Annotated in this window: 12 protein-coding genes; 4 read left to right on the top strand and 8 right to left on the bottom strand. The window is 39.2% G+C overall.

Features of this window, described 5'->3' with window-relative positions:
* Nucleotides 1–135: 135 nt before the first annotated feature.
* The 5 genes from putP to UR08_RS01370 form a co-directional block, all read right to left on the bottom strand.
* Nucleotides 136–1,617: a sodium/proline symporter PutP gene (gene putP / locus UR08_RS01390; protein WP_115751883.1), complete on the bottom strand. Its 1,482-nt coding sequence runs from the start codon at nucleotides 1,615–1,617 to the stop codon at nucleotides 136–138.
* A gap of 257 nt (nucleotides 1,618–1,874) precedes the next feature.
* Nucleotides 1,875–2,870: a lipoate--protein ligase gene (locus UR08_RS01385; RefSeq protein ID WP_115751882.1), complete on the bottom strand. Its 996-nt coding sequence runs from the start codon at nucleotides 2,868–2,870 to the stop codon at nucleotides 1,875–1,877.
* A gap of 17 nt (nucleotides 2,871–2,887) precedes the next feature.
* A complete protein-coding gene (locus UR08_RS01380; RefSeq protein ID WP_115751881.1) occupies nucleotides 2,888–3,619 on the bottom strand; it encodes an MBL fold metallo-hydrolase in 732 nt (243 codons plus the stop codon).
* A 116-nt stretch (nucleotides 3,620–3,735) separates the two neighbouring features.
* Nucleotides 3,736–4,407, bottom strand: coding sequence for a class A sortase (locus tag UR08_RS01375; RefSeq protein WP_115751880.1), 672 nt, complete (start codon nucleotides 4,405–4,407; stop codon nucleotides 3,736–3,738).
* Nucleotides 4,408–4,461: 54 nt separating this feature from the next.
* On the bottom strand, nucleotides 4,462–5,073 hold the full coding sequence (locus tag UR08_RS01370; RefSeq protein ID WP_115751879.1) for a DNA-3-methyladenine glycosylase: 612 nt from the start codon (nucleotides 5,071–5,073) through the stop codon (nucleotides 4,462–4,464).
* Nucleotides 5,074–5,268: 195 nt separating this feature from the next.
* Here UR08_RS01370 and ltaS point away from each other — a divergent pair, with 195 nt between their 5' ends.
* From ltaS to kdpDN, 4 genes are all read left to right on the top strand, one after another.
* Nucleotides 5,269–7,269: a lipoteichoic acid synthase gene (gene ltaS, locus UR08_RS01365; protein WP_115751878.1), complete on the top strand. Its 2,001-nt coding sequence runs from the start codon at nucleotides 5,269–5,271 to the stop codon at nucleotides 7,267–7,269.
* Nucleotides 7,270–7,384: 115 nt separating this feature from the next.
* The gene (locus UR08_RS01360) at nucleotides 7,385–8,626 is read left to right on the top strand and encodes a dicarboxylate/amino acid:cation symporter (protein ID WP_115751877.1); all 1,242 of its coding nucleotides are present in this window, start codon (nucleotides 7,385–7,387) and stop codon (nucleotides 8,624–8,626) included.
* Between the two features lie 103 nt (nucleotides 8,627–8,729).
* A complete protein-coding gene (locus tag UR08_RS01355; RefSeq protein WP_115751876.1) occupies nucleotides 8,730–9,479 on the top strand; it encodes an SDR family NAD(P)-dependent oxidoreductase in 750 nt (249 codons plus the stop codon).
* 166 nt (nucleotides 9,480–9,645) lie between these two features.
* Complete coding sequence (gene kdpDN / locus UR08_RS01350) at nucleotides 9,646–10,794, top strand: KdpD-like non-kinase potassium sensor (protein WP_115751875.1); 1,149 nt, start codon at nucleotides 9,646–9,648, stop codon at nucleotides 10,792–10,794.
* 37 nt (nucleotides 10,795–10,831) lie between these two features.
* Here the strand turns inward: kdpDN and UR08_RS01345 are convergent, their stop codons facing one another.
* From UR08_RS01345 to UR08_RS01335, 3 genes are all read right to left on the bottom strand, one after another.
* On the bottom strand, nucleotides 10,832–11,428 hold the full coding sequence (locus UR08_RS01345; protein ID WP_115752678.1) for a TetR/AcrR family transcriptional regulator: 597 nt from the start codon (nucleotides 11,426–11,428) through the stop codon (nucleotides 10,832–10,834).
* 80 nt (nucleotides 11,429–11,508) lie between these two features.
* Nucleotides 11,509–12,639 carry an ABC transporter permease gene (locus UR08_RS01340; RefSeq protein ID WP_115751874.1) on the bottom strand — a complete coding sequence of 377 codons (1,131 nt, stop codon included), beginning with the start codon at nucleotides 12,637–12,639 and terminating at the stop codon, nucleotides 11,509–11,511.
* Nucleotides 12,636–13,358 carry an ABC transporter ATP-binding protein gene (locus UR08_RS01335; RefSeq protein WP_115751873.1) on the bottom strand — a complete coding sequence of 241 codons (723 nt, stop codon included), beginning with the start codon at nucleotides 13,356–13,358 and terminating at the stop codon, nucleotides 12,636–12,638. Before UR08_RS01335 ends, UR08_RS01340 begins: the two co-directional genes overlap by 4 nt.
* Nucleotides 13,359–13,410 lie beyond the last annotated feature (52 nt).

The following is a 13,410-nucleotide window of genomic DNA, read 5'->3' as shown; positions in this document are numbered from 1 at the left end:
CTAGGTTATAAGAGTTGTCCGTAACAACTTTTATATCATATCACCGAATTTTCATTTTGACAAGACTTTTTTATAAATTTCTTCTCATTTTTATTCAAATTTTTAGATGGATGGCTAAAGCCATCCATCTATTTATTATCTTGAAGAACTTTCTAGTATTTCATTTTGATCTTGATGTTGACGTAATACCCCTTTTTGTGGCGCTTTGGTTAACTTGCTGACAATGATAATCGCAAGGCAAGATAATAAGAATCCTGGTACCATTTCATACAGCCAATTCGATAGTCCAGTCGCAATCCAAATTACGACGACGAGACCGCCTGTTAGCATTCCAGCTACGGCTCCTTCTTTTGTCATTCGCTTCCAGTACAAACTGAAAATAATCATTGGGCCAAATGCTGATCCAAAACCTGCCCAAGCGTAGCCAACAATTTCTAAAATCGTTTTATTAGGCATAAAAGCAAGGATTGTCGCTGCGAGGGATACAAGAAGAACTGCTAAGCGACTATATAGCACTTTCTGTGAACTCGATGCTTTTTTCTTGAATAATAGAAGAAACAAGTCATTCACAAGCGAGCTCGATGCAACAAGAATCTGTGATGAGATGGTGCTCATAATAGCCGCAAGCGCACCTGCTAAGATAAATCCAGTTATGTATGGATTAAATAAAATATCTGCAAGCTTTAAGAAAATAGTTTCAGGATCAGCTAGTGTCATGCCTTGCTGTTTAAAATAAAACAGACCCGTCAGGCCGGCTCCCATTGAGCCTAGCATGTTGACAATCATCCAAGAAACACCGTATCTTCTTGCCGATTTCATTTGTTTATGACTCTTGATCGCCATGAAGCGAACGATGATATGTGGCTGTCCTGCGTAACCGAGTCCCCAAGCTAAGTAGCCAATAATGGTCAGAATCGAAACATCTGTTACGATATTAAAGAAATCTGGGTTGGTTCCTACTATTTGATGATAAATTTTGACGCCTTCTCCTTCTCCAATATGTGTTAGGGTCACAATAGGTACAATCACAAGCGCGAGTAAAAGCAATGCGCCTTGTACGAAATCTGTTAAACTGACTGCAAGAAATCCGCCAATAAAGGTATAGATGACGACAATTCCCATCGTAATCAAAACACCTGTTAAATACTGTGATCCGAAGGTGGATTCAAATAGCTTTCCACCTGAGACAATTCCGCTTGTGACATAAAGAGTTGAAAAAACAATCAAAATGAGGCCTGAGGTGACACGTAGAACATTGCTTTTATCTTGAAAGCGATTTTTAAAAAAGTCTGGAAGGGTGAGTGAATCTTTTGCCACTTCTGTATAAACGCGAAGTCGCGGGGCTACAATGATGTAATTTAAGTAACAGCCTAACACAAGTCCAAGTGCAAGCCATGCTGTTGCAAGTCCTGTGCTATAAATCGCGCCTGGAAGCCCCATAATCATCCAGCCACTCATATCTGCAGCTCCTGCTGAAAGAGCCGTTACTGCTGGTCCGAGTGAACGCCCCCCAAGCATATAGTCAGACATATCGTTCGTTTTCCGATACGCATAAATTCCAATTGCGACCATTAATAGCAAATAGACGCCAACTGAAAAATATACTCCAAATTCCATGAAATAAGCCACTCCTTTTTAATAAGCGAAAATTCAAAATGTTCCAATTTCTAATTTTGCTAAGTGATATGTTTTTTACCTTAACATACTGAAAACGGATTGCAAATTGAAAATAGTCCCATAGAATCGGCTCGCTCCCTCTTAGAACTACCTGCAAGTTACAATCGTTGACAATGAAAAATAAGACAAAAGACCTATAACCCTTTCAAAAAAAGCAGCGAGAAGAACTTGCCCTCGCTGCGTTAAAATGATTTTATTCAATAAAGAAGTTCCAAAAATTCTTCTTTCGTAATGTTTCCAAAATAACTTTGAATATCCACATCAGAAAGCGCTTCTTCAAGATCTTCTTTTTTATATGTGATACCTGTTAGTTTTTGTTCAAGTTCAGTCACGTCAGCTACACCAAAGAAATCACCGAAAATTTTAATCTCAGAAATTTGTCCTTTATTCACATTTAAACGAATATCAATCGAACCAACTGGGAATCGCTTCGTGCGTTCTAAATCAAATTTAGGTGATTTTCCGTAATTCCAATCCCAGTTCGCATAACGAGCTTTCGAGATCTCATGAATTCTTTCCCAGTCCGCATCTGTAAGCTTGTATTCCTTCACATCCGCCACGTCATTCACATCAAAAATGTAAAGCAACAATAAATCACGAAATTCTTCTGTTGTCATTTCTTTATCCATAAAGTCAGCAATGTTCGCTACCCGGCTACGAACCGATTTAATTCCTTTTGATTCAAGCTTGTCTTTACGTGGCTTAAGAGAAGCTGCGACATGTTCTAAGTTTAAATCATACATTAGCGTCCCATGCGAGAACATTTTACCTTTTGTTGCAAACTGCGCGTTCCCAGAAACTTTATAACCATCAATTAGTAGATCATTCCGCCCTTTTAGTTCGGCATTTACCCCTAATTTACGAAGCGCTTCCACGATTGGTTGCGTGAATTTCGCAAAATTATGGAAGGAATCGCCATCATCTTTTGTGATAAAGCTGAAATTCAAGTTCCCTTCATCATGGTAAACTGCGCCACCACCAGAAAGGCGACGCACAACGATAATGTTGTTTTTGTCAACGTAATCTGTATTAATTTCTTCTATTGTATTTTGGTTACGTCCAATGATGATTGAAGGCTTATTAATGTAAAACAAAAGAACTGGTTCATCAAGGTTTAACTCAGTTAAAATAAATTCTTCTACTGCTAAATTGATTCGTGGATCTTTTTCGTTGTTATTGTCGACAAAATACATCTGCTTTTCCCCTTTTTCTATATATTTTTTGTAAAGCCTTTTGTTGCAAGTTCAATCGGTCCAGCATAAGTTTCACTTGCTTCTTGCTTCAACTTTTCTAGATCTCCTACTTGCGGTAAGTGACTGAGAAGAAGTGATTTGACATTTGCTTGTTGTGCTAGTTTTCCGACTTCAACGCTCGCCATGTGCACTTTGGATTTACCTGCCATCTCTTTAAAAAAGTTGGTATCCGTAACGAGTAAATCAGCTTGTTTAGCAAATGGAATGAAGCTGTCTTGATAAGCACTGTCAGCCGTATAAACAAATACTTTTCCATTCGCTTCAATCCGCATCGCATAGCAAGGCACGGGATGAATCGTTTTCAAAAATGAAATGGTGAACGGGCCAAGCGTAAGGATATCGCCTTCACGGTATTCATGGGCTTTTGTCACGCCTTCCATTTCGAGATAAGAAAAACCACGCTCATCTTCTTTATGGCCATATACGGGAAGAACAGGCGGTTTTTCTTGACTTGGCGATAACAACCGGACATGTTGTAAAATTCCTAAATCAGCAACATGATCTGGATGGTAATGTGAAATAATCGCCGCATCAATTGTATTTGGATCCACGTAGTTTTGCATGATCGAAACTGCGCTTGCCCCAACGTCAACTAAGAGCTTAAAACCGTCTTCTTCAAGTAAATAACTGGAAGTGCCATCGTTTGCTTTCGGATAGCCACCCCAATGTCCAAAAACCGTTAATTTCATTTAATTTGTCACCCTCTCTTCACCTTCTTATCATACAACAAATTTGCCTCTAAGCCAAAACACAACGTTTCGCCAAACAAAAAACCTTTCTGGATCACTCCAGAAAGGTTTGACGCTTATTTCGCAAAGTATTTAGATTGTAATTTTTTCGTTAGTTTCTCGGTTTTCACAAGTTTCCCGACCACAACAAGCCGTTTACTCGTTTCCGTCGCCTTATCACAGGTAATTAAAGTAATCCGATCATCTCCTGCATCTGCTAAGACACTAACTTCCGTTTCATTCACAATTTTTGTTTCAGAAACCTTATACTCATAAACATTCTTCAAATCTGTCGTATAAATTTTAGCATCTTTTTTCACGTCCATAAGTGGACCGAATAAAACAGATTGATTCCGCATGTGATGCCCTGCAAGTGGGTAATTACCTTTTCCCATTGTTTGGTCAGGAAGCATAGTGGTTGCTCCAGCGATTAAGTTTGCCGTATTGGTTCCCTTTAAAATCATCAAATTAATATCAACCGAAGGCACTGCGATGGAACCTACGACAGCATTTTTATCATAATTGGTCGCGCCTTTAAGGACACTCGACATGGATGGAAGTTCAACGCTATCATAATCAAAAGTAGCTTTCTTTTTATTATTTTTATCGAGATCCGATGCAGAATAACTTGTCAGATCCCCGTGGCTACTCATATATTTGACGATAGCCGTCTTAATAAATGGTGAAAAAATAAGTAACAATCCGATGATCAAAATAATAATGGCAATAATTTTCTTTGTTCGACTCATAGTTTTCCTCCTTAATGCTTTTTCATTATAGCTTAGAGCTTATCTAACTTCAAATCAAAATCCATGATCGCTTCTAATAATTTGCTTTTTCCCAGACAAATAGGGATTCCCATGAACCGTAAATCGCAGTGGGTAATGAGTAGCTAGTCCTTTACCGGGAACACCAATCCTTGGAGACGCATCAATTTGCTTAGGGGTTTCCCCCGTTTCTAGCCAGATATTACTGTCAAAAAGCGTTTTTCCGTAGTCCGAAATTTTCAGTTCAAACGCTTGAGTGAGCTTCCCGGGGCCGTTTGTCAGTTCAAGCCCTTCTTTTCCAGAGCGATTTTCTTGCATGGCTCGCAGTTCCGTGAGTGGCTCGATCGCGCGAATTAAAACGGCTTCTGGCACCCCTTCTTCCATCGTAATGAAATTAAGCAGCACTTGTCTATGCATCTGATACATATAAACCGCACCCGATTTACCAAACATGATCTCCGTCCGCTTCGTTCGCCTATTTGTATAGCTGTGCGCAGCCTGATCTAGAGCTCCTAAGTACGCTTCCGTTTCTACGATGATCCCTTTATAAAGATGTTTTCCCGTATCGTGCACAAGAATCGTTCCCAGCAAATCGCGTGCAACTTCAATTGTATTCTTGTTTTCAAAAAAAGTGGCTGACTGTTTCATTTCGACTACCTCTTTATCTTTTTCTTTTATCATACAAAAAACGATTTCTTTTTTCCAACTTGAGACGCATGTGTTATCATTTCCCTTATGTTAAAATTGTGTTAAAATGTTAGACGTATAGTTTTAACATTTTATGAATTTTTACGACGTATTAAAAAACAATAACTATTAAATAGAGTGTAGGAGAGGTGTAACATGAAGGATGGAAAAGGAAAAATCCAAGCATTCCTCAGCAAGAATTATGGATTTTTTATTCTAGCCGTCATTTTATTCTGGCTAAAATCAGTAATTGCTTATGAAACGCAGTTTAAACTCGGTATAGAAAATGCAATGCAACAATTTTTACTTATTATTAACCCCTTGAGTACCGCTGTATTTTTCATGGGGCTTGCCTTATTTGCAAAAGGGCGTCGTTCCTTTATTTGGATTATTATCATTGACTTTTTACTTACCTTTGTACTGTATGCGAATATGGTCTATTATCGGTTCTTCTCGGATTTCATCACACTTCCGAATTTAAATCCAAAACAAATGCAAAATATGGGCGATATGGGCGGTAGTGTCCTCGCACTCATGCACTGGACAGATGTTTTATTCTTTGTAGATATCTTGTTCTTGATTGGTTTGCTCATTTTTAAATTTGCTAAACCAGATCGTACGGCAAGAATTCGTGCAAGAAAAGTGGTTGGGGTTTTAACACTTGGTGTGGCTATGTTCCTTGCCAATTTGGGGATGGCTGAAATTGATCGTCCGGAACTTTTAACAAGAACGTTTGACCGTAACTATATTGTGAAATATCTCGGTATGACGAACTATCAAATTTATGATGCTGTAAAAAGCACAGAATCGCAAACACAACGGGCGCTTGCTGACAGCAGTGACGTAAATGAAGTTTTAAACTATACAAAATCAAAATATGCAGCCCCTAATATGGAATATTTTGGAAAAGCTAAAGGGAAGAATGTCATCTACATCCATCTTGAAAGCTTCCAACAATTTTTGGTGAACTACAAATTAAACGGACAAGAAGTCACGCCGTTTATCAATTCATTCTTTAAAGATAAAAATACGTTAAGCTTCACAAATTTCTTCCATCAAACTGGGCAAGGAAAAACAGCGGATGCGGAAATGATGCTTGAGAATTCGCTTTACGGGCTTCCACAAGGATCCGCCTTTACAACGAAAGGTTCGAATACCTTCCAATCTGCACCTGCCATTCTTGGACAACAGGGCTATGATTCAGCTGTTTTCCATGGTAACTATAAGAGTTTCTGGAATCGTGACGAAGTTTATAAACACTTTGGTTATAAAAACTTCTTTGATGCAAGCTACTATGATATGAATGACAATGACGTTTCGAACTACGGGCTAAAAGACAAACCATTCTTTACTGAATCTGAGCCTTATATCGAATCGCTGAAACAACCATTTTATGCGAAATTCATTACACTAACGAACCATTTCCCTTATCCAATTAGTGATGAGGATGCAACGATTGAACCTGCAAATACTGGGGATTCATCCGTGGATACGTATTTCCAAACCGCTCATTATTTAGATGAGTCTGTAAAAGCTTTCGTTGATTTCTTGAAGCAAAAAGGTTTGTATGACAATTCCGTGATTATCATGTATGGTGACCACTACGGAATTTCAGATAACCATGCTGCAGCAATGACGAAAATTCTTGGTAAAGATTATAATTCGTTTGAAAATGCCCAAGCGCAACGTGTTCCTCTAATGATTCACGTTCCAGGCGTTGAAGGCGGTATTCAAGAACAGTATGGTGGCGAAATTGATGTTCTACCAACGGTTCTTAGCTTGCTAGGTATTGATACGAAAAACTATCTTCAAATGGGATCAGACTTACTTTCGAAGGAACATAAACAACTTGTACCATTTAGAAATGGCGACTTTATCAGTCCAACTTACTCTTTAATTGGTGGTAAGTACTATAACCAAAAAACAGGTGAAGTCATTGAAACAGAAACACCTGAAATGAAAGAAACAAAAGAAACGGTATCAAAAGAACTTCAACTTTCGGATTCTGTTCTACAAGGTGATCTCTTACGATTCTATACGCCCGAAGGCTTTAAAAAGACGGATCCAAACGATTACAATTACAACAAGAAAACAAAAAAGAAAAAAACAGATGATAAGTCAACATCAAACGGCGCGACAAGCGAAAGTAGTAAATAACGAAAAGCTTCCTAGACCAATTGGTTTAGGAAGCTTTTTATTCTCTTCTTTTCTTTCTTGCTTAATTTTGCTATATTCTTAAGAGGGGTTTTTAATTGAGAAAGGAACGGTTAACATGAAAATTTTACGAAATTATGCTTTTACGATCTGTCTACTATCGGGGATCATTCTTGGAGGGATCGCTGGTGCTATTTTCGGTGAAGCAACGACAGTTGTAAAGCCAATCGGAGACATTTTTCTAAACTTAATGTTTGTCGTCATTGTCCCACTTGTGTTTTTGAGTGTTTCTTCTGCTATTGCAAATATGCGTCAAATGGCGCGGCTTGGAAAAATTATTGGTACGATTTTTATCGTATTTTTCTCAACGGCAATGATTGCCGGTATTGTCGCGCTGATCGGCGTTAAACTATTTAATCCTTTACATAATGTCGATACCTCTTCCCTGCTTGCAAATTTGCCAAAGGTCGATGCTGAAAGCGGCAAAGGAATTGGTCAAGTGATTGTTGACACCTTCACGGTTCCTGATTTCCTAGATTTATTTACGAAATCAAACTTACTGCCACTCATTATCTTTTCTATTTTGTTCGGCCTTGCAACCACTATGTCTGGCGAAAAAGGACGCCCTGTAGCCGATCTACTTCATTCAGCAACAGAAGTCGTTTTAAAAATCGTCCAAGTGATTATGTACGCAGCTCCGATCGGACTCGGCTGTTACTTTGCAGTGACAGTTGGTGAACTTGGACCACAAATCATTAGTGGCTATCTAAATGCCTTCCTGCTCTATCTTGCGCTAACTGTCGTAAGTTTCTTCGGTTTAAATACACTTTACGCTTTTATCGCAGGTGGGAAAACAGGTATCCGCACTTTCTGGAAAAATGTGCTTACACCTGCCATCACAGCCATCGCTACTTCATCAAGTGCTGCTTGTATTCCTGTGAACCTCGTTGCTACTAAAAAAATGGGTGTTCCAGACGACATTGCTGAAACGGTTATTCCGCTTGGTGCCAATACCCATAAAGACGGTTCCGTTATCGGTGGAATGCTCAAAATTGCCTTTTTGTTTACGTTATTTGGAAAAGATATGTCTAGTATTGGAAGCATTCTTACCATGCTTGGCGTTGCTTTCCTTGTCGGTGCTGTCATGGGTGCTATTCCAAGTGGAGGAATGACAGGAGAACTCTTAATTTGTGCGGTATTTGGCTTCCCTGCTGAGCTTGTTGCTACCATCATGATCATCAGTACAATTATTGATGTACCCGCTACTTTACTCAATTCAACAGGAAATACCGTATGTGCTATGCTCGTCGCTCGCTTTGTTGAAGGAAAAAATTGGTTGAAGAAAAAGTTGACTACTTAATCAAGTTTACTCAAATTTGAGCAGTTTAATGGAACTGCTCTTTTTTGTGGTTTATAATAAAAATGTAAGCGCTACACTGAATTTTAGAAGGAGGAAATTCAAGATGAGATTACAAGACAAAGTTGCGATTATTACTGGTGCAGCAGGCGGACAAGGAAAAGAAGAAGCCCTTTTATTTGCAAAAGAAGGAGCCATCGTTGTAGCTACAGATATGCAAAAAGATTTACTTGAAAAAACTGGGGAAGAAATCAAAGCTATCAGTCCTAAATCTGAAGTAATGGTGCACAATGTTGCAAAAGATGAAGATTGGAAAAAAGTAGTGGATCTGGCTATCGAGAAATTTGGGAAGGTTGATATTCTCGTTAATAACGCCGGAATTAGCACTGATCTTAATATTGTAGAAACGAGTCTTGAAAAGTGGGATCAAGTCATTGATGTTAATTTAAAAGGGACATTTCTTGGCATGCGCCACGTTATTCCACACATGGAAAAATCAGGTGGCGGTTCTATTGTAAATATCTCGTCAATCGCTGGACTAACAGGAGGCTCGGGAGCAAGTGCTTATACAGCTTCTAAAGGTGCTGTTCGTTTACTTACGAAAGCCGTTGCAGTTGACTTCTCAAAGAAAAACATCCGTTGTAACTCGGTTCACCCAGGATATATTGAAACTCCAATGACGAAAGAACTCTTTGAAAACGAACAAACACACGATTGGTTCCAATCACTTACTCCTCTCCCACGACTTGGAAAGTCAATTGATATTGCTTACGGCGTCCTTTATCTCGCAAGCGACGAAGCCAATTTCGTTACTGGGATCGAGCTACCTGTTGATGGGGGTTACTACGCACAATAATTCCAGAAAAAGTCTAAAGAAGAGTGGCAATTTGCTGCTCTTCTTTTTTATTCTTCCCCCCTTCTTTCTAAATTGAGATTGTGCTACAATGAATGAAGTGTGAAAAGATGAAACTTCAATCAAGTTTTTAACATCTTCGATCCGATTATTTCTGGAGGTGTATGAGATGAGCAACCATAATATTTCCTTTCATAGAAAAAGTCCGGAAGAGTTGCTGAAACAAATTGAAAAATTAAAGCGAGGAAAGCTGAAAATTTATATTGGCTCAGCTCCAGGTGTAGGCAAAACTTACCGCATGTTAACAGAAGCCCATGAACTGCAAAAGGAAAATATTGATGTTGTCATTGGACTAGTGGAAACACATGGTCGTGAAGAAACAGCAGCGCTTATTCCAGGTCTTGAACAGCTTCCACTTCGTGAAGTCACGTACAACGAAAAAATCTATAATGATTTAGATGTTGATGCGATTATCGAACGTAATCCAGAAGTAGTTATCATCGATGAGCTGGCACATTCAAACATGCCGGGCTCATTCAACGAAAAGCGCTATCAAGATGTCCAAAAAATTCTTGAACACCGTATAAACGTAATCACAGCTGTCAATATCCAACATTTAGAGAGTCTTCGTGGTGTAGTTAGAGAACTTACAGGTGTTTCGGTTCGCGAACGGGTTCCTGATAGTATTCTTGATGCGGCTGACGAAGTGATTTTGATTGATGTCACGGCTGAAACCTTACAAAAACGGTTAAAAGAAGGGAAAATCTACCAAAAAGATAAGATTGAACAATCCCTTGAAAACTTCTTTACAACAAAAAATTTATCAGCGCTCCGCGAAATTGCCCTTCGTGAAGTAGCAGATGATGTGGATGATAAAGCCGATAAAAAAGCAGCGCGCTTACGAGCAGCGATGATGAACGAAAAAATTCTCGTTTGTATTAAAAATGACGCGAATGCAGAAAAACTGATTCGTCGTGGCTTTCGAATTGCCGATCGATTGCGAAGTGAACTTTTTATTTTAACTGCAATTGATAAAGACCTATCGGAGCTACCAGAACAGACACAAAAAGAATATAAAGAATGGCAAGAACTTGCTGAGAAGTTCCATGCCCACTTTTTAGTGGAACCGATTCAAGAACGCAAGATTTCGCAAGTTATTACGGATGTAGCTAATCAAAAACACATTACACAAATCATTTTAGGTCAGTCCGTTAAGTCACGTGTTGAAGAACTTGCCAAAGGTTCCATTGTTAATGCCATCATGAGGCAAACAGATGGTGTTGATATTCATATCGTCGCTAATTCTAGAAAAAGTTAAAAAAGGTGAGAAAAACGATTGTTTTTCTCACCTTTTTTCATTTTAAAATTCCATTCAAAATATAATCGATCGTAAATTCAATTTCTTGCTCATCTTCCCATCTAGCATCTGGCATCACTACAAAACGAGTAATCATGAAACCCACAATATTCGTAATTAAAGCTCGCATAATCGTGCTATTCGGGAAGTCTTTCAACTCCCCCTTTCTTTTATAATAGTCAATCACATGCTCAAATTTATCCTTTACATGCGTCATAAAAACCTCGGAAAACTGCGCGCGAAGCTCATTATGATACATCAGCTCCATAAAATAAATCTTAAGTAATTTCCCATTTTCGCGGGCAAATTCAAAGCGATTTCGAATCAATTGTTCAATAAACGCTCGAAAATCTGGATATTCCTTTTCAAAAACCTCTTCTGTAAATTCTTTTGCTAAAAATGGGATAACCCCGTCAACGAGTGTTGGCATCGTAATCGCCATAAGCAACTCTTTTTTTGTTTTATAGTGCCTGAAAATAGTACCTTCTGCAACGCCCGCTCGCTTAGCAATTTCATTCGTACTAGTTGCGGAAAAACCTTTCTCTGCGAAAAGCTCGGTTGCGGCTTGTAAAATTTTCTTTTGTTTCTCACTCATATGCTGGTCTTTCTCCGTCACATTGAGAATTTGTTTTAATAAATCCGGTTGTTTATTTTCCACTTATTTTCGCTCCTCAATCAAATTTTACGATATTTTTTCAGTGCGAAGATATTTAAAATCAAAAATACGGCTGCAAAGCCAAGCAAGATATAAAAGTTGCTAGCAAACCCAGTGAAGCCTTCCCCGCGAATCATAATATCTTTAAGTGCCTCTGCTCCGTAATACATAGGCATGATATGGGCTAGCCACTGCAACCAGTCCGCCATCCCTTCAAGTGGAAAAATACCACAAAATAAAACTTGAGGGACAATGACGATCGGGATAAATTGAATGATTTGAAACTCATTATTCGCAAATGTAGATAGCAGCATTCCAAGCGCAAGAGAAACCATCGCAAGTGTGAGTGTAATCAAAAGAACATACCAGATTGACCCATTTTGCATCATTCCTAAAATATGGATGGAATATAAGGCGACAAGGACAGACTGGATCAGCGCAAAAATCCCAAAACCAATCATGTAGCCTAGCTCAATTTCAAAACGCCGAATGGGAGTTGTGAGTAGCCGTTCAAGCGTTCCTGTGGTCCGCTCACGCAAGAAAGAAATCCCTGCAATCAAAAAGACAAAGAAAAAGACGAAAAAGCCAATGAAAATCGGGCCGATTGTATCGAAATAGCTTGTATTTTTATCACCGATCACGTAGCTCGCTTTCATTTCCATGTGCGGAGCTTCGCCAGTTAAATTCGCGGCTTTTGATACTTCCACTCCTGCCCCACTTTTTTCCAGTTGTTTCATCGTTTGCTTTAGTAACTGAGCGGCTTGCTTCATTTCTGCTGATTGTTCGGCCATAAATGCTCCCTGTAGCTTCGCATTAATTTGTGTCGTAACGGAGGGGTCGCTATTTTCATAGGTGATCGCAAGCTTTTGGCCCTCTAAATCTAAAAAAGCATCCAGATCATCATGTTTGATCTTTTTCGTGGGCTTTTCTGCAGATTGATATTTTTTAACATCTAGATCTTTATCTTCTAGCGCCGTAATCATACTTTCACTCAGACCACTTACGCCAATTTTGGGGTCAACGCTACTTCCGTTAAACATATAATTAAGGAGCGTGATCAAAAGGAGCGGCGCGAGCATCATCAGCGCAAGCGTTCGTTTGTCTCGTTTAAACTGGTTCACAATTCGCTTTACAATCGCTAAAACTCTCATTCCGTCTTCCTCCCAAATTTAAGAAATACCGCCTCCAAGTTTTGACTGCCTGTTTCTTGTTTCAATTCATCTGGAGTTCCCGCTGCAATCACGCGTCCATCCCGAATCATTGCTAGTCGATCACATTTTTCTGCTTCATCCATCACATGTGTCGTGACAAGGATCGCCTTGCCGCTTTTTTTGAGCGTTTGTAATTCTTCCCAGATGGAAAGGCGCAATTCTGGATCGATTCCAACCGTCGGCTCGTCCAAAATCAATACTTCAGGATCTGGCAATACGGCAATAGCAAGTGACAATCTTCGTTTCATTCCACCAGAAAAAGCCGCTACTTTTTTTCCAAGTTCAGCCGTGAGATTAACAAGACTTGCCGCATATTCGATTCGTTTTTCTTTCTTTTTCCCTTTTAGCCGATAAAGCGAAGCAAAAAAGTCGAGATTCTCTCTAGCCGTGAGGTCCACGTAAAGAGCATCGGATTGTGCCATATAACCGATGTCTTCCATCACAGCGAGACTAGGCATGGAATGCGCTAACACTTGAACACTTCCACTTTGCGCTTTTTCCATACCAATAAGCGTTTTTACAAGAGTAGTTTTCCCAGCTCCTGATGGACCAATCAAACCATAAATTTCACCGCGCTTCACAGTTAGCGATAAATCAAACAGGACTTGCTTGTGCTTAAAACCTACATTTAATTCACTTGCTTCAATTATAGCTTCCATTTTTTTCACTCCTTTAAGTAAAAATGAGTGAGTACTCACTATCATCTTAAAA

This window comes from Listeria kieliensis, from assembly GCF_003369925.1.
GTDB classification, from domain to species: domain Bacteria; phylum Bacillota; class Bacilli; order Lactobacillales; family Listeriaceae; genus Listeria; species Listeria kieliensis_A.
The sequence above is the reverse complement of the archived record's forward strand: the minus strand, read 5'-3'. Positions and strand labels throughout refer to the sequence as shown.

Coding starts and splice junctions, on each gene's coding strand:
- putP (WP_115751883.1), bottom strand. CDS start 1,617: ATGGAATTTGGAGTATATTTTTCAGTTGGCGTCTATTTGCTATTAATG.
- UR08_RS01385 (WP_115751882.1), bottom strand. CDS start 2,870: ATGTATTTTGTCGACAATAACAACGAAAAAGATCCACGAATCAATTTA.
- UR08_RS01380 (WP_115751881.1), bottom strand. CDS start 3,619: ATGAAATTAACGGTTTTTGGACATTGGGGTGGCTATCCGAAAGCAAAC.
- UR08_RS01375 (WP_115751880.1), bottom strand. CDS start 4,407: ATGAGTCGAACAAAGAAAATTATTGCCATTATTATTTTGATCATCGGA.
- UR08_RS01370 (WP_115751879.1), bottom strand. CDS start 5,073: ATGAAACAGTCAGCCACTTTTTTTGAAAACAAGAATACAATTGAAGTT.
- ltaS (WP_115751878.1), top strand. CDS start 5,269: ATGAAGGATGGAAAAGGAAAAATCCAAGCATTCCTCAGCAAGAATTAT.
- UR08_RS01360 (WP_115751877.1), top strand. CDS start 7,385: ATGAAAATTTTACGAAATTATGCTTTTACGATCTGTCTACTATCGGGG.
- UR08_RS01355 (WP_115751876.1), top strand. CDS start 8,730: ATGAGATTACAAGACAAAGTTGCGATTATTACTGGTGCAGCAGGCGGA.
- kdpDN (WP_115751875.1), top strand. CDS start 9,646: ATGAGCAACCATAATATTTCCTTTCATAGAAAAAGTCCGGAAGAGTTG.
- UR08_RS01345 (WP_115752678.1), bottom strand. CDS start 11,428: ATGAGTGAGAAACAAAAGAAAATTTTACAAGCCGCAACCGAGCTTTTC.
- UR08_RS01340 (WP_115751874.1), bottom strand. CDS start 12,639: ATGAGAGTTTTAGCGATTGTAAAGCGAATTGTGAACCAGTTTAAACGA.
- UR08_RS01335 (WP_115751873.1), bottom strand. CDS start 13,358: ATGGAAGCTATAATTGAAGCAAGTGAATTAAATGTAGGTTTTAAGCAC.